This window comes from Pimelobacter sp. 30-1 (genome assembly GCF_018831735.1).
Taxonomy (GTDB): domain Bacteria; phylum Actinomycetota; class Actinomycetes; order Propionibacteriales; family Nocardioidaceae; genus Nocardioides.
This window is the reverse complement of sequence record NZ_NHTS01000006.1, coordinates 510,697-527,161: the sequence shown is the minus strand read 5'-3', so window position 1 is coordinate 527,161 and position 16,465 is coordinate 510,697. Positions and strand designations below refer to the sequence as shown.

Here is a 16,465-nt window from a genome sequence, read left to right as displayed (position 1 = left end):
GACGCAGGTTACTTGCTGTCGTCCTCGTCGTCACTGGTCCGCTGGCGGTGCGAGCGCAGGTCGGAGACGCTGCCGGGCCCCGAACGCGGCCAGTCCGGGTCGTCGCCGGCGTCGGTGACGCTGCCGAGGAAGGACAGCGCGGCCTCGTGCAGGTGGCCGTTGGTGGCGAGCGCGTTGCCGCCCCAGGGGCCGTCGCTGCCGTCGAGCGAGGTGAACCGGCCGCCCGCCTCGCGCACGATGATGTCGAGGGCGGCCATGTCGTAGACCTCGAGCTCGGGCTCGGCGGCGAGGTCGACGGCGCCCTCGGCGAGCAGCATGTAGGACCAGAAGTCGCCGTACGCGCGGGTGCGCCAGACGCGGCGCATCAGGGCGAGCAGGTCCTCGCCGAGGCCGCGGTCCTCCCAGCCGCTGATCGAGGAGTACGACAGCGAGGCGTCCTCGAGCCGTCGTACGTCGGAGACGCGGCACTCGGTGGCCTTCATCAGCGACCGCCCGGTCCAGGCGCCCTGGCCGGCCGAGGCCCACCAGCGGCGCTGGAGGGCCGGGGCGGAGACCACGCCGAGGACGACCTCGTCGTCGACGGCGAGCGAGATGAGGGTGGCCCACACGGGGACACCGCGCACGTAGTTCTTGGTGCCGTCGATCGGGTCGACGATCCAGCGGCGCTGGGAGTGGCCGGAGGTGCCCTGCTCCTCGCCGGTGACGGCGTCGCGGCTGCGCGCCTTGGAGAGCGTACGGCGGATCGACTCCTCGACCGCCTGGTCGGCGTCGGTGACCGGGGTGAGGTCGGGCTTGCTCATGACGTGGAGGTCGAGGGCGCGGAAGCGCGCCTGGGTGAGCGAGTCCGCGTCGTCGGCGAGCAGGTGCGCCAGACGCAGGTCGTCGGTGTAGTCGGGGGCAGCCACAGGGGCACCCTAGCCGTCAGGGCGCGCCGCACCGGCGTGGGTCTGGTTCGGAGCCGGGTGGGTAGTGCACTCTTCAACCATGGAGATCAACGGCGTTCCCCTCCACCCGCTCGTGGTCCATGCCGCCGTGGTGCTCACCCCGGTCGCCGGCCTCGTCGCCGTCGGGTACGCCGTCCCCTCCTGGCGCGACCGGCTCCGCTGGCCGCTGGTGGTGCTCGCGGTGCTCGCCGCCGCGGCCGTCTGGGTCGCCTACCTCTCCGGCGAGAACCTGCGCACGGACCGCTTCGGCGCCGTCACCGGCACCCTCGCCGACCGGATCGCCGACCACGAGACCTGGGCCAAGCGGCTGCGGATCGGGGCCTCGGTGTTCGCGGTGGTGGCGCTGGCCGCGGCCTGGTTCCACGGCCGTACCGGGGCGACCCGGGCGGTGCTGACGCTGCTCACCGTGGTCGCGGGGCTCGTCACGCTGGTGCTCGTCGTGCTGACCGGCGACGCCGGTGCGCAGGCGACCTGGCGCATCGACTGACGGGTCGCGCGGGTCGCCGGTCGCCGCGAGAAGCCGAGCTTTCGGCGAGCCGGCCGTCTGGTCGCCCGGAGGCCCGGCGCCACAGCGGCCTCGACCGCGTGCGCGGCAGCGCGGCGCGAGGTACGAGCGACGCGCTCGCGCCGTCGGTTCAGTAGTCCGTCACGGACCGCGCGGCGAGCAGCCGCCGGAACGACGCGACCCGGACCGGGTCGGCCTCGCCGCGGGCGATGGCCTCGTCGAGCCCGCACTCGGGCTCCTCCTCGCCGTGGGTGCAGCCGCGGGGGCAGTCCTCGGTCATCTCGTCGAGGTCGGGGAAGGCCTCGATGAGGTGCTCGGGCTGGACGTGGGCGAGCCCGAACGAGCGGATGCCGGGGGTGTCGACGATCCAGCCGCCCTGGCCCCAGGTGGGCAGGGGGAGCAGGACGGCGGAGGTGGAGGTGTGCCGGCCGCGGCCGGTGACGGCGTTGACGTGGCCGGTCTCGCGGCGGGCGTCGGGGACCAGGGCGTTGACGAGCGTGGACTTGCCGACGCCGCTGTGGCCGACCAGCACGCTCACCTGGCCCGAGAGCCGCTCCTTGACCTCGTCGAGTCCCTGGATGGTGCGGTCGGGGCCACGGTGGGTGACCACCCACGGCACCCCCAGCGAGCGGTACGTCGACAGCAGCACCTCGGGGTCGGCGAGGTCGGACTTGGTCAGGCAGAGCAGCGGCGCCAGCCCCGCGTCGTACGCCGCGACGAGGGCGCGGTCGATCAGCCGGGGGCGCGGCTCGGGGTCGGCGAGGGCGGTGACGACGACGAGCTGGGTGGCGTTGGCGACGAGGACGCGCTCGACCGGGTCGTCGTCGTCCGCGGTACGGCGCAGGATGGTCTGGCGCGGGGTGACCTCGACGATCCGGGCGAGGGAGCCGTCGGCGCCGGAGACGTCGCCGACGACGCGGACCCGGTCGCCGACGACGACGCCCTTGCGGCCGAGGGGGCGGGCCTTCATGGCCATCACGACCTGGTCGCCGACGAGCAGCGTGAACCGGCCGCGGTCGACGGTGACGACGACGCCGTCGACGGCGTCCTCGTGGGCGGGGCGTTCCTTGGTACGGGGACGGGTACGCCGGCGCGGACGGTCGTAGTGCTCGACGTCGTGCTCGTCGTACCGGGGCATCAGAGGAGCCCGGACCAGAAGTCCGCGAAGTCGGGGAAGGTCTTGCTCGTGGTGGCGACGTCCTCGACCAGGACGCCGGGGACGGCGGCGCCGACGATGACGGCGGCGTGGGCCATCCGGTGGTCGGCGTAGGTGTGGAAGACGCCGCCGGTCAGCGCGGCGGGACGGATCGTGAGGCCGTCGGGGTGCTCGTCGAGGTCGGCGCCGAGGCGGCCGAGCTCGGCGGCGAGGGCGGCGAGCCGGTCGGTCTCGTGCCCGCGGATGTGCGCGATCCCGGTGAGGTGCGAGGGGGTCTGGGCGAGCGCGCAGAGCGCGGCCACGGCGGGGGCGAGCTCGCCCACGTCGTGCAGGTCGGCGTCGAGGCCCTGGAGCCCGCGCCACCCGTCGGCGGGTCCGGTGACGCGCAGGCCCTCGGCGGTCCGCTCGACGGTGCAGCCCATCCGGGCCAGCAGGTCGCGCAGGGCGTCGCCGGCCTGGGTGGTCGCCTGTGGCCAGTCGCGCACGGTGACCGAGCCGCCGGACACGGCGGCCAGGGCGAGGAAGGGGGCGGCGTTGGAGAGGTCGGGCTCGATCGCCTCGTCGTGGGCCGCGACCGGACCCGGGGCGACCGTCCACCGGTCGGCGTCGCTGTCGTCGACCGCGACGCCGCGGTCGCGCAGCATCGCGATCGTCATCTCGATGTGGGGCAGCGAGGGGATCGGCTCGCCCTCGTGGCGTACGTCGACGCCTCCGGCGAACCGCGAGCCCGCGAGCAGCAGCGCCGAGACGAACTGCGAGGACGCCGAGGCGTCGACCACGACGGTCCCGCCGGCGACGGTGCCCGCGCCGTGCACGGTGAAGGGCAGCGCGCCGTCGGCGGAGTCGATCCGCATCCCGAGCCCGCCGAGGGCGGTGAGGATCTCGCCGACCGGCCGCTTGCGCATGTGGGCGTCGCCGTCGAAGGCGACCTCGCCGCGGACCAGGCCCGCCACGGGCGGGACGAACCTCATCACGGTGCCGGCCAGCCCGCAGTCGACCTCGGCCCGGTCGCCGGGCACGGAGCCGTCGAGCGGCGTCACCGCCCAGTCGTCGCCGGTGGTGTCGACGTGCGCGCCGAGCGCGGTCAGCGCCTGCGCCATGAGGAGGGTGTCGCGCGAGCGCAGCGCCCGGCGTACGACGGACGGTCCGTCGGCCAGCGCGGCCAGCACCAGGGCCCGGTTGGTCAGCGACTTGCTGCCGGGGAGGGTGACGGTCGCCGCGACCGGAGCGGTCACGGTGGGGGCGGGCCAGAGGTCGGCGTGCTGCGCGGGAGTCGTCATCTCCCGCCTGAGTCTAGTGAAGGTGCGCCTTGGCCTTGGCCTTGGCGCCGAGGAGCGCGGCCTCGCGCCGGGCGTCGTGACCGGCGTGCCGGGTGCGCCAGGCCAGGCCCGGCTTCCCAGCGGTGTCGAGCGCCGCGATGAGCAGTCCGCCGGCCAGCGCCGTGTTCTTGAGGAAGTGGGTCAGCTGCTCGCGCCGCTCGTCCTTGTCCGTGGCCTCCCAGAACCGGTGCCGGGCGGCCGTCGACGGCACGAGCGTCGCGCCCAGCACCGCGGACGAGAGGTGGGGGAGCCGTCCGGTGGCCAGCCCGAAGCCGGCCACCACCTGGATCACGCCGCTGGCCCGCACCCACAGCACCGGGTCGCGGGGGACGTTCACGCTGTCGGGCGTCGCGCCGTCGACCACGGGCACGACCTGCTCGGTCACCGGCGCCGCCTGCTGCGCGAGCGCCGGCGCCTCCTTGAGGTCCTGCACGCCGTTGGCCAGGAAGTACGACGCCAGCAGCGGCCGGGCGATCAGTCTGCTCAGTGCCATGGCCGGTCGGTACCCAGACGTGGTCGGTGCAGACCGCTAGATTGACCGCCATGTGCGGGCGCTATGCCTCCAGCCGGAGCCCCGAGGACCTGGTCGAGGAGTTCGAGGTGCTCGACCCGCGCCTCGAGCAGGCCATCCCCCCGTCGTGGAACGTCGCCCCGACCGATCCGGTCTACGCCGTCCTGGAGCGGCTGGCCAAGGACGGCAGCGAGGAGCCCGTGCGCCAGCTGCGCGCGCTGCGCTGGGGCCTGGTGCCGTCGTGGGCCAAGGACGCGAGCATCGGCAGCCGGATGATCAACGCCCGGATGGAGACGGTCGCCGAGAAGCCCGCCTTCCGCAAGGCGTTCGCCGCCCGGCGCTGCATCCTGCCGGCCGACGGCTACTTCGAGTGGTACGAGACCCAGCAGAAGACGCCCAAGGGGAAACCCAAGAAGCAGCCGTTCTTCATCACCCCCGGCGACGGCTCGGTGCTGGGCATGGCCGGGCTCTACGAGATCTGGCGCGACCCGGCCAAGCCCGAGGACGCCGAGGACCGCTTCCGCTGGACCTGCACGGTGCTGACCACCGAGGCCACCGACGACCTCGGCCGGATCCACGACCGGATGCCGCTGATCGTGACCCGAGAGCGGCGCCACGAGTGGCTCGACCCGCGCACCCCCGCCGGTGAGCTGCCCGCGCTGCTGCGCCCGGCGCAGCAGACCGGCCTGACGGCGTACCCGGTGGGGACGGCGGTGGGCAATGTCGCCAACAACGGGCCCGAGCTGGTCCAGCCCGTCCCGCTCGAGGACGCCGGGCCCGAGGACGACGACGGACAGGGGACCCTGCTGTGAGCGACGAGCGCATCGTCGCGACCGACCTCGGCGAGGGCCGGCTCGTCGTACGCCGGGCGCGCAGGCCGATCGCGACGCTCCTGGTCAGCCACGGTGCCGGCGGCGGCATCGAGGCCCGTGACCTCGTCGCCCTCGCCGCCCAGCTGCCCGGCCAGGGGATCACCGTCGCCCGGTTCGAGCAGCCGTGGCGTCGCGCGGGCCGCAAGGTCGCCACCCCGCCGCCGACCCTGGACGTCGGTCTGCGGGCCGCCGCGGCCGCGCTGCGGGTCCGCACCCCGCTGGTCGTCGGCGGTCGCTCCGCCGGAGCCCGCTCCGCCTGCCGCACCGCCGTCGAGCTCGGCGCCGCCGGCTGCCTGGCGATCTCGTTCCCGCTGCACCCGCCGGGCAAGCCCGAGCGCTCCCGGCTCGACGAGCTGGCCGGCGCGGGCGTGCCGACGTTGGTGGTCCAGGGGGAGCGCGACCCGATGGGCCGCCCCGAGGAGTTCCCCGACCCGTTGCCCGGGCGCACCGACCTTGCCGTCGTCCCCGGTGCCGACCACGGGCTCGCCGTGCCCAAGAAGGGGCCGGTCAGCGAGGACGAGGCGATGGGCATCGTCGTCGAGTCGGCCCTGGAGTGGATCGTGCGCGAGGTCGTGGGGAATGAGGGCACCCCCTGAGGCGTTCTGCCTCCATGATCGCGACGCTGGAGCGCCCCACGACGGGAAGCACCGTAGGCTGGGACGCGATGACCGAGACTTCCGATCTTTCGTCCCTCGACACCGACCTCGACGCCACCCCTGAAGGTGCCGGCGAGGAGGTCGACGTCGCCACGGAGACCCCCGAGGCGCGCGCGGCCCGGTTCGAGCGCGACGCGCTGCCGTTCCTCGACCAGCTCTACGGCGCCGCCATGCGGATGACCCGCAACCCCGCGGACGCCGAGGACCTGGTCCAGGAGACCTTCGCGAAGGCCTTCTCGGCGTTCCACCAGTTCCGGCCGGGCACCAACCTCAAGGCGTGGCTCTACCGGATCCTGACGAACACCTTCATCAACAACTACCGCAAGAAGCAGCGCCAGCCCCAGCAGGCGCTCGCCGGCGACACCGGCGACGTCGAGGACTGGCAGCTCGCCCGTGCGGAGTCGCACACCTCCACCGGCCTCAAGTCGGCGGAGATGGAGGCGCTCGAGCACCTTCCCGACAGCCAGGTGAAGGACGCCCTGCAGCGCCTGCCCGAGGAGTTCCGGCTGGCGGTCTACCTCGCCGACGTCGAGGGCTTCGCGTACAAGGAGATCGCCGAGATCATGGACACGCCGATCGGGACCGTCATGTCCCGCCTGCACCGCGGCCGTCGTCAGCTGCGCGACATGCTGTCCGACTACGTCCGCACGGGCGGCGACGCCCCCCTCGACGGAGGTCTGTGATGTCCGAGCACCTCGACCACGTGCACGTGAGCGACGACCCCAGCAACGCCGAGTGCGCCGACTTCCTCGAGCGCATCGTGCGGCTGATCGACAACGAGCTCGAGGCCGGTGACTGCGCGGTCGTCCGCGCCCACATCGACTCCTGCAGCCCCTGTCTGGAGCGCTACGACCTCCAGCGCACGGTCAAGGCGGTCGTGGCGCGCTCCTGCGGCGAGACCGCGCCGGCCGAGCTGCGCGAGCGGGTGCGGATCCAGATCCAGCAGATCCAGGTCCGGATCACCGACTCCTGAGCCTCCGGGGGCTCGTGAGGACCCTCGCCGGGCCTCGTTCTCGGATCTGGTCACGCCGCTGACCCCGGTCCGTGTCCTCCGGGACCGCACCGGGTTGTGCTGGTGCGGCCCGCGCGCGGCCGCACGGGCACCTCGGCCCCGCGGCGCCGGGTACGACACCGGAAGCGGGCCTTGCGGAAGTGACAGCGGTCGATGCGAACCCGGCACCGGCACGCCTCCGGCCCGCCCCTGCCGACCCGGCCGCCCCTGCTGACCCGGTCGCGCTCGCCACGGCGCTGCGCACGGCCCTGCTCGCGGCGCCGCTGCCCCTCGCGCTGCCGGGCACCTGGGACCTGCGCGGACGGCGTACCCAGCTCCTGGAGCAGCTCGACGACTACCTGCTGCCGCGGCTCAGCGCGCCGGAGCGGCCCATCCTCGTCGTCGTCGGCGGCCCGACCGGGGTCGGCAAGTCGACGCTGGTCAACACCCTCGTCGGCGAGGTGGTCTCGCAGTCGAGCATGATCCGCCCGACCACCCGCTCGCCGGTGCTGGTCCACCACCCCGACGACGCGCGCTGGTTCGGGCGCGACGGCGTGCTGCCGGCCTTCGAGCGGGTCGGCGTCCCGACCCACGACCCGGGCTCGGTCCAGCTCGTCGCGACCCCGGCGGTCCCGCCCGGGGTGGCCCTGCTCGACGCCCCCGACTTCGACTCCATCGACCTCACCAACCGGGCCCTGGCGACCCGGCTGCTGGCGGCGGCGGACATGTGGCTCTTCGTCACCTCCGCGGCCCGGTACGCCGACCAGCTGCCCTGGGAGCAGCTCGACATCGCGCGCGACCGCGGCACCCCGCTCCTGGTGGTGATGAACCGGATCCCGGCCGAGGACCTGGCGACCGTGTCGGCCGACCTCACCGCCCAGCTCGACCAGCGGGGGATCGGCCGCGGCAAGCTGGTCTTCGTCCAGCACGGCCCGGTCGAGCAGGGCCTGCTGCGCTCGCCCCAGGTCGGCGAGATCCGGGGTGCGCTCGACGAGCTCTCCGGATCGCCGGCCACCCGCCGCTCGATCGCCCGGCAGTGCGTGGCGGGCGCGGTGGTCCAGGCCGCGGCGGTGGCGGCCGAGGTGGCCGACGCCGCCGAGCGCCAGGTGGCCGCGATCGGCGCGCTGCTCGGGGCCGTCGACGACGCCTACGCGAGCGCGCGGACCGGGCTGCTGACGGCGCTGACCGACGGCACGGTGCTGCGCGGGGACCTCCGCTCGCAGTGGAGCGACCTGGTCGGCACCGACGACGCGCTGCCGATGGCCGAGATGGTCCGCCGGGTGCGCGAGCGCCTGCTCGCGACGCCGGCCGAGCACCAGGAGGCCCGGCTGGTCCGGCTCGAGCTCGCCCTCGACCTGGCCCTGGAGGGACTCGTCGTCGACCACGCCGAGCGCGCCGCGGGCGAGGCGGCCCGCCGGCTGCGGGCCACCGGCCACGGCGACGCCCTGCTCAGCTGGAGCGACGAGGACCTCACCCGGCCCGGACGGCGCCTGGCGGCGCGCGCTCGTAGCGACATCGCGGCCTGGCGCCGCGGCCTCGGGGCCGGCGACCCGGCCGCGCGCGGCATCGCGGCCGCGCTCGCGGTGTGCGCCGTCGCGGCGCCGGGCGCGGACCAGGGGAGCGGCCCGGTCGCGGCCGCCCGGTCGGGGATCCGGACGACGGTCGCCGACCTGCTCGCCGGTGAGCGCGACCGCTACCTGGCGCCCGTGCGGAGCTGGCGACTGACCCCCGACGCGCCGGGGCGGCTGCGGGCCGCCGGGCACGGGGTGGTCCGGGTCGGCAGAGACGGCCGAGACGGCTGAGGGAGACGCAGCACCATGAGGGAGGGAGTGGGGATGGGAAGCGGAGGACTGGGAGCAGCATTCCGGGAGGCACCGGCCGCGGGAGGTGTGCCGGAGCGACCCGGGGCGCGCGACGGCGCCCTGCGCAGGAGGGTCGACGGGCTCGAACGAGCGGTCGCCGAGGCGCGCGGCCACCTCGACGACGTCCTGCTGGACGACGTCGCGGCGGTCGCGGAGCGCTCGGCGGGACGGCTGCGGCTGTCGTCGGCGCACACCGTCGTCGCGATCGCGGGCGCCACCGGGTCGGGCAAGTCGACGACCTTCAACGCCCTGGCCGGCGCGGAGCTCTCGACAGCGGGGGCCCAGCGGCCGACCACGTCGGTCGCGACCGCGCTGGTCTGGAGCGACGAGGAGCCCGGGGACGGCGAGGGCGAGGGTGACGACGTCGCCGCGCTGCTCGACTGGCTCGGCGTCCCGGCGGCCGGACGGTTCCACCGCCCGTCCCTGGCGACGAGCACGCCGCGGGCCGCGCTGCCCGAGGGACTGGTGCTGCTCGACCTGCCCGACCACGACTCGATCCGCACGGCACACCACGACGAGGCCGAGCGCGTCGTCGCGCTCGCCGACGCGCTGATCTGGGTGGTCGACCCCCAGAAGTACGCCGACGCCGCGATCCACCAGCGCTTCCTGCGGCCCCTGGCCGGGCACCGCGATGTGACGATGGTGGTGCTCAACCACCTCGACACGGTGCCCGAGGAGAACCGCCCCGACCTGTTGCGCGACCTGCGCAAGGTGCTCGTCGCCGACGGGATGCGCGACCCGCGGATCCTCGGCGTCAGCGCCCGCCACGGGACGGGCATCGAGGAGCTGCGCGCCGCGATCCGGCGCCGGGTCGAGGACCACCGCGACGCCGAGCGGCGCGCGCTGGCCGACCTGGCGGCCGCGACCGACCGGCTGCGGGCCGCCGCGGGCGAGGCGCCCGGCGCCGTCCCCGACGTGTGGGTGGCCGACCTCGAGCGCCGGGTCGCCCAGGCCAGCGGCACCCGCCGGCGCGGTCCGGTCGACCGCTCGGCGGTCAACGCCGCGGTGCGTGCGCTCGCCGACGAGGCGACCCGCGACCTGACCGACGCCTGGGGCGCACCCGTCCGGGCGGCCGCGACCGCCCACCTGGACCGCACCGCCGACCGGCTCGACGCCGAGCTCGCCGCGCTCCCCGCCCCGGTGGCACCGCGCCCGGCCGGACCCTGGGCCGGTGCCCGGCTCGCGGGACTGGCCGCGGCGGGCCTCGGGCTGCTGCTGCTCGCCGGCTCGCTCACCGGCCTGCTCGGACTGCCGGCCGGGGTCGGCATCGGCATCGGCTTGCTCGCGGTGGGCCTCGCGCTCGCCGGCGGCGCCCACCGGGTGGTGACCGCGGCGTCGGCCCGGGCCGGCCTGCCCACGGCGGGCGACGACGACGAGAGCGGCCGGGTGATCGCGCGGGTGCTGCGCGCCCAGGTGCTCGATCCGGTGCGCGCCGAGCTGTCGTCGTACGGCCGGTTCCGGGCAGGTCTGGACACGGCTGCCGCGTCGCGGACCGGCCGGTGATCCGGTGCCGTCCGGCGACATATCAGGTATGAGAACGCCGCGGCCGGTTTCCGTGACAGCCGGTCACGCTTCGCGTTCTGTTGACGAGCGGACTCGGGACCTGCTCGCCCCACCCATCGAGAGGGAGCCACGCGCCGATCGCGCCGGTGCTCCCGCGCCCGAAAGTCGACACCCCACGATGACGTCCCGGTCCTCCGAAGCACTGGCCGCGCCCGGTCCCCGGCGCGCGGCAGACCGGCCGAGCCACCCTTCCTCGGCCACCGTGATCCCGCTGCGCGCACCCCGTGCGCAGACCGCCGAGCCCACCGACGCCGAGCTGCTGGAGCGCTGCCGGCGCCGCGACGGCGAGGCGTGGAACCTCCTGGTCGCCCGCTACGAGCGCCTGGTCTACTCCGTCGCCCGCCGCAACGGCCTCTCCGAGGAGGACGCCGCCGACGTCACCCAGGGCACGTTCGTCGCCCTGCTCGACGCGCTCGGCCGGATCCGCGACGAGGAGCGGCTCGCGTCCTGGCTGATGACGGTCACCCGGCGCCAGTCCTGGCGGGTGCGCAACCTCAGCCGGCGCGACATCCAGCTCGACGAGGCGCCCGAGGCGGTCGACGACTCCTCGGAGGACTGGGCTGCCGTCCTGGCCCTGCACGACGCGCTCGCCGAGCTCGGCGGCACCTGCCGCAGCCTGCTCGAAGCGCTCTACCTCGACCCGGAGAGCCCCAGCTACGCTGAGATCGCGGAGCGGTTCGGCCGGTCGATCGGCGGCATCGGCCCGCTCCGCGGGCGCTGCCTGGAGAAGCTGCGCGCGATCCTCACGGAGGGCGAGGCATGGTGACCCGGCGCCCGACGTTCACCGAGATCGTCGACTGGATCGAGGGCCGGCTGCCCGACGAGCGCGCCGACCAGGTCGCCGCCGAGGTCGCCGCCGACGAGGACTCCGCCGGTGCCGCCGCGTGGATGACGCAGTTCCTCGCCGACGCCCGCCGGCTGCCCCTGGAGACCCCGCCGCCCGAGCTGAGCGCGCGCCTGCGCGGGCTCTTCGACGATGCCGCGAACCTGCCGCCCGAGGTGCGCTGGGCCACCGCGCACCTGCTCTACGACACCCGCGAGGCGATGACCGGCACCCGGTCGGCCGACCTGCTCGACCACACCCACCTGGCGTTCGAGACCGAGCACGGGCGGTTCGTCGTCGAGGTACGACGGGCGGGGGCCGGCGAGGTCGACCTGCACGGGCTGCTGCTCCTCGACGAGGGCGCCGCCGCGGCCGACGTCACGCTGCTCGAGGACGGCACCGTCCGGCGCCGGGCCCGGACCACGGCCGACGGCCGGTTCGAGCTGCTCCAGGTGCCGCAGAGTGTGGACGAGCTGCGCATCGCGGTGCGCGACGCGCGGGTCAGCGCTCCGCTCGACCTCACCCGAGCCTGAGCGACGGTCATGGTCACCGAGGTCGTCGAGCCTCGCGAGCATGCGCTCGCGCGGCTGATCGACGAGGCGGAGGAGCTGCGGCACCGCGACGTCGAGCGCTGCGTCGCGCTCCTGGACGAGGCCGCGGCCCGTGCCGACGGGCCGCACGACCACGAGCACCGGGCCCGGCTCGAGGGCGTCCGCGGCGAGCTCTGCCTGCTGCGCGGCGACCTGCTCGGCGCGATCACCGGCTACCAGCGCTCCCGGATGGCCTGGCTCGCGGCCGGGCGCTCGCTCGAGGCGCGCGGGGCGATGCTCGGCCGGACCGCGACGATGCTCGCCGCGGGGGAGTACGCCGACGTGGTGCTCGTCGTCCAGCGGATCCTCACCGGCATCGAGCAGGGCAGCACCGTCGACGAGGAGCTCGCCACCCGGCTCCACCTCACCGCCCACCGCCAGCTCGGCAGCGCGCACGCGGCGCGCGGCGACCTGGCCGCCGCGGTGCGCCACTTCGACCTGTCCGACGACCTCGCCCGCCGGCTCGGCGACCGCTTCGAGGTGGCCCGGATCGCGCTGCAGCGCGGCCAGGTGCTCGTCGCCGACGGGCTGGTGCACCGGGCCATCGAGCTGCTCTGCGACGCGCGCCGCGAGGCGCTGGAGCAGGGGGCGACCCGGCTCGCGGCCGCGGCCGTCGTACCGATCGCGGAGGCGCTGGCCGCGGCCGGCAGCCCGATCGCGGCGATCGAGCTGCTGGAGCGGGTGGGCCCGCTGCTCGCCGAGCTCGGCGCCGGCCTGGCCGAGCGGGACCGGGCACTGGCCGAGGCGCTGCTCAGCGTGGGCCGGGCCGAGGAGGCCTACGACCGGGGCCGCGCGGCCCGCGACGCCTTCTGGGACACCGGGCGGATCGCCGCCTGCGCCCGCGCCGAGCTCGTCTGCGCCGTCGCCGCGCAGCGGGTCGGCCGGGCCGACCTCGCGCACCACGCGCTCACCGCCGCCGAGCAGCTGGCGAGCGAGTGCGGCGACGTCGTGGTCCGGGACGAGGCCCGGATCCTGCTCGCCCGGAGCGCCGCGCCGCGGAGCGCGGCGGTGCTCCAGCTCGTCGGCCTGCTCCAGGACGACACGGCGACCGACACGTCCCGGGTCCGCGCGGCCATCCTGCTGGCCCGCGCGACCCGGGATCCGGACGAGGCCGAGGCGCGCATCGCGGCCGCCTCGGCCGAGGTGGACCGGCTCGGCCGGCCCGAGCTCCGCCTGGAGCTGCGGATGGTCCGGGCCCGGCGGCTCCAGGAGGCGGGCTGCACCAAGCAGGCCGCCGAGGAGCTGCGCGCCGCCTGCGAGATGGGCCACCTGCTCGCCCAGCGCCCGCGCCTGGGCGGCGGCCACGGCGGGCTCGTCGCCGAGGCCAGCGACCAGCTCATCGACGTCCTCCTCGAGGACGGCGGCCACGCCGCGCTGATCGAGGCCTGGCAGCGGGTGCGTTCCGCGAAGGCCTCGGCGTTCGCCACCCTGCGCGGGCACGCCCAGGGCTGGCAGGTCGACGAGGCCGCCGGCTCGGCCACCGACATCGACAGCCTCATCGAGAGCGCCCGGCACCGGGTGGCCGTGGGCCGCACCGCGCCGCTGCCGGACCCGGCCCCCGTGCCCGAGGGACCGGCCCTCGAGCTGTGGGTGAGCGGTCCCGACGTGATCGCGTTCGTGGTCCGCGAGGGCCAGGTCCACGTGCGCCGGCTCCCCGGCGCCGGACGCGAGACCGCCCGGCTGGTGGCTGCCTGGCAGCAGGAGTGCCACCTCGTCTCGGCGGTCGGCGCGACCTCGGCCTCGTCGCCGTCGCTCGACGCGCTGTACGGGCAGCTCGTGCTCCCGCTCGAGGACCTCCTCGCCGACATCGGCGCCGAGCCGGTGCCCGTCGCCGGGCACCGGCACCTGCTGGGCATCCCGTTCGACGCGCTCCTCGACGTCGGCGGTCCCTGGCGCCGGCAGCTGACCCACGCCCACGAGTCCGACCACGAGCCCGCGGGCGACCTCGGCGGGTTCGAGCCCGCGGAGCGGCCGTGGGCCGGACCGGACGGCGTCCGGGTGCTCGTGCTCGCGGTGCCCGACGACGAGGCGCCGGCGATCGCGACCGAGGCGGAGATGATCGCGGCCACGCTGGTCCGCTCGGAGATCCGGGTCGGCGCGGCCGCCACGGCGCGGGCCCTGGCCGGACGGCTGGCCTCGGTCGACCTCGTGCACGTGGCGGCGCACGGCCGCTTCCACCCGGGCAACCCCCTGTTCTCCGCGCTGCGGCTGGGCGACGGCTGGCTCACCGCCGGTGAGCTGGTCGACGGCCGGTTCGACATGCGCGGGCGCGTCGTCGTCCTCAGCGCCTGCGGGTCGGGGCGCGCCGCGCACCACCTGCAGCGCCCGATCGGCCTGGCCTGGGCCTGCCTCAGCGCCGGCGCCGCGGGCGTGGTGGCGTCGCTGTGGCCGGTCGACGACGAGGTCACGGTCACCTTGATGGCCCGCTTCTACGAGCGGATCGCGGCCGGCGACACCCCGCGCACGGCACTCGGGGTCGCCCGCCAGGCCGTGGCGCGGACCCATCCGCACCCCTACTACTGGGCGGCGTTCCGCTACTTCACGCCCGCGTCCTGAGCCGGCTGGAAAAAAGTTCGGATCCGGTGGATCAACCGGGCTCCGCCCCCGCACCAGTGCTGTGTGACGCAGCCTGACAGCGACTCGAACCCGGCCCCGGACTGGCCCGCCTTTCTCCCGCACCGGGAGATCGACCGCCTCCTGGAGCGGCTCGAGCACGCCGCCGTGGTCGGCCCGGCCGAAGCGGCCCGGCTGCTGCGCCTGGTCACCAAGGAGGTCCAGCGGCTGCGCTCGATGGCGCTGCGGCTGACCACCGAGAAGCTCGCCGAGGCCGATCGCGAGGCGCGCGGCATCGTCACCGAGGCCCTCGGCCACGCCGACTCCCTGCGCCACGCCGGGCTGACCGTGCTCAACGCGCGTCTCGACGAGGCGGACCGGTTGATGGCGACCGTGCGCGAGGCCTACCGGGTCGAGCTGCGGGCCGCGGGACTCGGCGCGACCGGCAGGGCCGAACCGTGAGTGCGCTCCCCGAGCCCGGACCGGCCCTCGCCGAGCGGCCCGCGGCCGTCGTCGAGGTGCTGCCGCACGGCCGGCTGCGCCGGGTGCTCGAGTGCACCGTCGCCGCGAGCGCGCTGCTGGTGCTGGCCCCGGTGCTGGTGCTCGTCGCCCTGCTCGTGCTCACGACCAGCCGCGGGCCGGTGCTCTTCCGCCAGGAGCGGGTGGGCCACGGCGGACGCCGGTTCGTCGTCCTCAAGTTCCGCACGATGCGCCGGGACGCCGCCCGGACGGCCGAGGCGCTCTTCGCCGTGGCCAACGACGGCTCCGGCCCCCTGGACAAGCTGCGCCGCGACCCGCGGGTCACCCCGGTCGGGAGCTGGCTGCGGCGCTCGTCGCTCGACGAGCTGCCCCAGCTGTGGAACGTCCTCAACGGGACCATGGCGCTCGTCGGCCCACGGCCGACCACCCCGCGCGAGGTCGCCCGGTTCGCCCGGCGCGAGCACCGGCGCTGCGCCGTACGGCCCGGGGTCACCGGGCTCGCCCAGGTCAGCGGCCGCAGCGACCTGGCGTGGGACGACGCCGTCGACCTGGACCTGCACTACATCGACCACCGCTCGCTCGCGCTGGACCTGCGGATCCTGCTCCGCACGCTCCCAGCGGTGCTCCGCGCGCGCGGCGCCTACTGACCCACCAACCGAGGAGACCCACGATGTTCAACCGACCTCGCCCCGGCGATCGCGCCGCGCAGGAGGCTGCCGCGGCGTTCGACGACGTCCTGGCGGAGCTCCAGGGTGGTGCGGACGCGCCCGAGGCGACCCCGACCTCGGGGCCGCCCACCTCGCCGCCGCCCAGCTCGCCGCCGCCGTCCGCGCCTCCGGCCGAGGCCCCGGCACCGGCGCCGGCACCGCTGTCGGTCACCGAGCACGCCGCGACCCTGCGGGCGACCCGGGACGCGCAGCAGCAGGCCCAGGAGATGCTCACGATGGCCGCCCAGGCGCGCAACGACGCGACCGAGCAGGCCGAGCAGATCGTGGTCGAGGCCCGCGACGTCGCCGACCGGGTCCGCGCGGACGCGGACGCCGAGGCCGAGCGCACCCGCCGCGAGGCGATCGACTGGGTCAAGGCCCAGCGCGCCCGGGTCGAGGTCGCCACGGACACCCTGACCAAGGAGGCCGAGCGGGACGCGGAGAACATCCGCACCGAGGCCATGCGCGCCGCGATGGCCGAGGCCGAGCAGACCGCACGCCTCTACGTCGGCGAGGCGGCCGCCCGCGGCGCCCGCGACGCCGAGGAGATCCGGGGCCGGGCCCGCGAGGTGCTCCACCAGGCCGCGGACCTCGGCGCCGGTGTGCAGACCTCGATGACCGAGGTCGCGCACGCGCTCGACCTGGCCATGGCCGCGGTCAAGGACCAGCTCCGGGCCATCGACGCCCTGCTCGAGGAGACCCGGCGCAACCCGCCGGTCCCGGACGTCGCGGCCGCCGCGGCCGCGGGGGACGCCGAGCCCGAGGCCGAGACCGAGACCGAGCCTGAGACCGAGGGCGACGAGCCCGCGGTGGACGCCGAGGCTGCCGAGCCCGAGCCCGCGACCGAGGCAGCCGAGACCGAGACCGAGGCCGGCCGCAGTGGCCGCCAGCTCGGCGCGATGTTCCGCGGCGCGTCCGACGAGGACTGATCGA

17 protein-coding genes are annotated in these 16,465 nt (G+C 75.8%); 13 read left to right on the top strand and 4 right to left on the bottom strand.

The genetic code is table 11. The annotated features are described in order from the left end of the window. Positions 1–8: 8 nt before the first annotated feature. On the bottom strand, positions 9–905 hold the full coding sequence (locus tag CCO04_RS17470; protein WP_215815389.1) for an inositol monophosphatase family protein: 897 nt from the start codon (positions 903–905) through the stop codon (positions 9–11). A 79-nt stretch (positions 906–984) separates the two neighbouring features. Here CCO04_RS17470 and CCO04_RS17465 point away from each other — a divergent pair, with 79 nt between their 5' ends. After that, entirely contained in the window at positions 985–1,431 is a 447-nt protein-coding gene (locus tag CCO04_RS17465) for a DUF2231 domain-containing protein (RefSeq protein WP_215815388.1), read from the top strand. Between the two features lie 148 nt (positions 1,432–1,579). On the opposite strand, the gene rsgA is transcribed toward CCO04_RS17465, so the two are convergent. From rsgA to CCO04_RS17450, 3 genes are read right to left on the bottom strand one after another with little or no spacing between them, the layout of a single operon-like run. Continuing rightward, positions 1,580–2,587 (bottom strand): ribosome small subunit-dependent GTPase A, encoded by a 1,008-nt coding sequence (rsgA, locus tag CCO04_RS17460; RefSeq protein ID WP_215815387.1) that lies wholly within the window; start codon positions 2,585–2,587, stop codon positions 1,580–1,582. After that, a complete protein-coding gene (gene aroA, locus CCO04_RS17455; RefSeq protein ID WP_215815386.1) occupies positions 2,587–3,885 on the bottom strand; it encodes a 3-phosphoshikimate 1-carboxyvinyltransferase in 1,299 nt (432 codons plus the stop codon). Before aroA ends, rsgA begins: the two co-directional genes overlap by 1 nt. 13 nt (positions 3,886–3,898) lie before the next feature. Then, on the bottom strand, positions 3,899–4,417 hold the full coding sequence (locus CCO04_RS17450; RefSeq protein WP_215815385.1) for a DoxX family protein: 519 nt from the start codon (positions 4,415–4,417) through the stop codon (positions 3,899–3,901). 50 nt (positions 4,418–4,467) lie between these two features. Between CCO04_RS17450 and CCO04_RS17445 the strand changes: the two genes are divergently transcribed. The 12 genes from CCO04_RS17445 (at position 4,468) to CCO04_RS17390 (ending at position 16,461) form a co-directional block, all read left to right on the top strand. After that, complete coding sequence (locus CCO04_RS17445) at positions 4,468–5,247, top strand: SOS response-associated peptidase (protein ID WP_215815384.1); 780 nt, start codon at positions 4,468–4,470, stop codon at positions 5,245–5,247. After that, a complete protein-coding gene (locus CCO04_RS17440) occupies positions 5,244–5,903 on the top strand; it encodes an alpha/beta family hydrolase (RefSeq protein ID WP_215815383.1) in 660 nt (219 codons plus the stop codon). Before CCO04_RS17445 ends, CCO04_RS17440 begins: the two co-directional genes overlap by 4 nt. Before the next feature lie 14 nt (positions 5,904–5,917). After that, positions 5,918–6,646, top strand: a complete 729-nt coding sequence (locus CCO04_RS17435; RefSeq protein ID WP_374197012.1) for a sigma-70 family RNA polymerase sigma factor — start codon at positions 5,918–5,920, stop codon at positions 6,644–6,646. Continuing rightward, positions 6,646–6,936, top strand: a complete 291-nt coding sequence (rsrA, locus tag CCO04_RS17430; protein WP_215815381.1) for a mycothiol system anti-sigma-R factor — start codon at positions 6,646–6,648, stop codon at positions 6,934–6,936. The genes CCO04_RS17435 and rsrA overlap by 1 nt, the downstream gene beginning before the upstream one ends. Positions 6,937–7,115: 179 nt before the next feature. Next, complete coding sequence (locus CCO04_RS17425; RefSeq protein WP_215815380.1) at positions 7,116–8,756, top strand: GTPase domain-containing protein; 1,641 nt, start codon at positions 7,116–7,118, stop codon at positions 8,754–8,756. Between the two features lie 87 nt (positions 8,757–8,843). Further along, positions 8,844–10,319 carry a dynamin family protein gene (locus CCO04_RS17420; protein ID WP_215815379.1) on the top strand — a complete coding sequence of 492 codons (1,476 nt, stop codon included), beginning with the start codon at positions 8,844–8,846 and terminating at the stop codon, positions 10,317–10,319. A gap of 262 nt (positions 10,320–10,581) precedes the next feature. Continuing rightward, complete coding sequence (locus CCO04_RS17415; protein ID WP_215815378.1) at positions 10,582–11,145, top strand: RNA polymerase sigma factor; 564 nt, start codon at positions 10,582–10,584, stop codon at positions 11,143–11,145. Continuing rightward, entirely contained in the window at positions 11,139–11,735 is a 597-nt protein-coding gene (locus CCO04_RS17410; RefSeq protein WP_215815377.1) for a hypothetical protein, read from the top strand. The genes CCO04_RS17415 and CCO04_RS17410 overlap by 7 nt, the downstream gene beginning before the upstream one ends. A gap of 9 nt (positions 11,736–11,744) precedes the next feature. Continuing rightward, positions 11,745–14,348, top strand: coding sequence for a CHAT domain-containing protein (locus CCO04_RS17405; protein ID WP_215815376.1), 2,604 nt, complete (start codon positions 11,745–11,747; stop codon positions 14,346–14,348). A 63-nt stretch (positions 14,349–14,411) separates the two neighbouring features. After that, complete coding sequence (locus CCO04_RS17400; RefSeq protein ID WP_215815375.1) at positions 14,412–14,807, top strand: hypothetical protein; 396 nt, start codon at positions 14,412–14,414, stop codon at positions 14,805–14,807. Then, entirely contained in the window at positions 14,804–15,472 is a 669-nt protein-coding gene (locus CCO04_RS17395) for a sugar transferase (protein WP_215815374.1), read from the top strand. Before CCO04_RS17400 ends, CCO04_RS17395 begins: the two co-directional genes overlap by 4 nt. Before the next feature lie 23 nt (positions 15,473–15,495). After that, complete coding sequence (locus CCO04_RS17390) at positions 15,496–16,461, top strand: hypothetical protein (protein ID WP_215815373.1); 966 nt, start codon at positions 15,496–15,498, stop codon at positions 16,459–16,461. Positions 16,462–16,465: the final 4 nt, after the last annotated feature.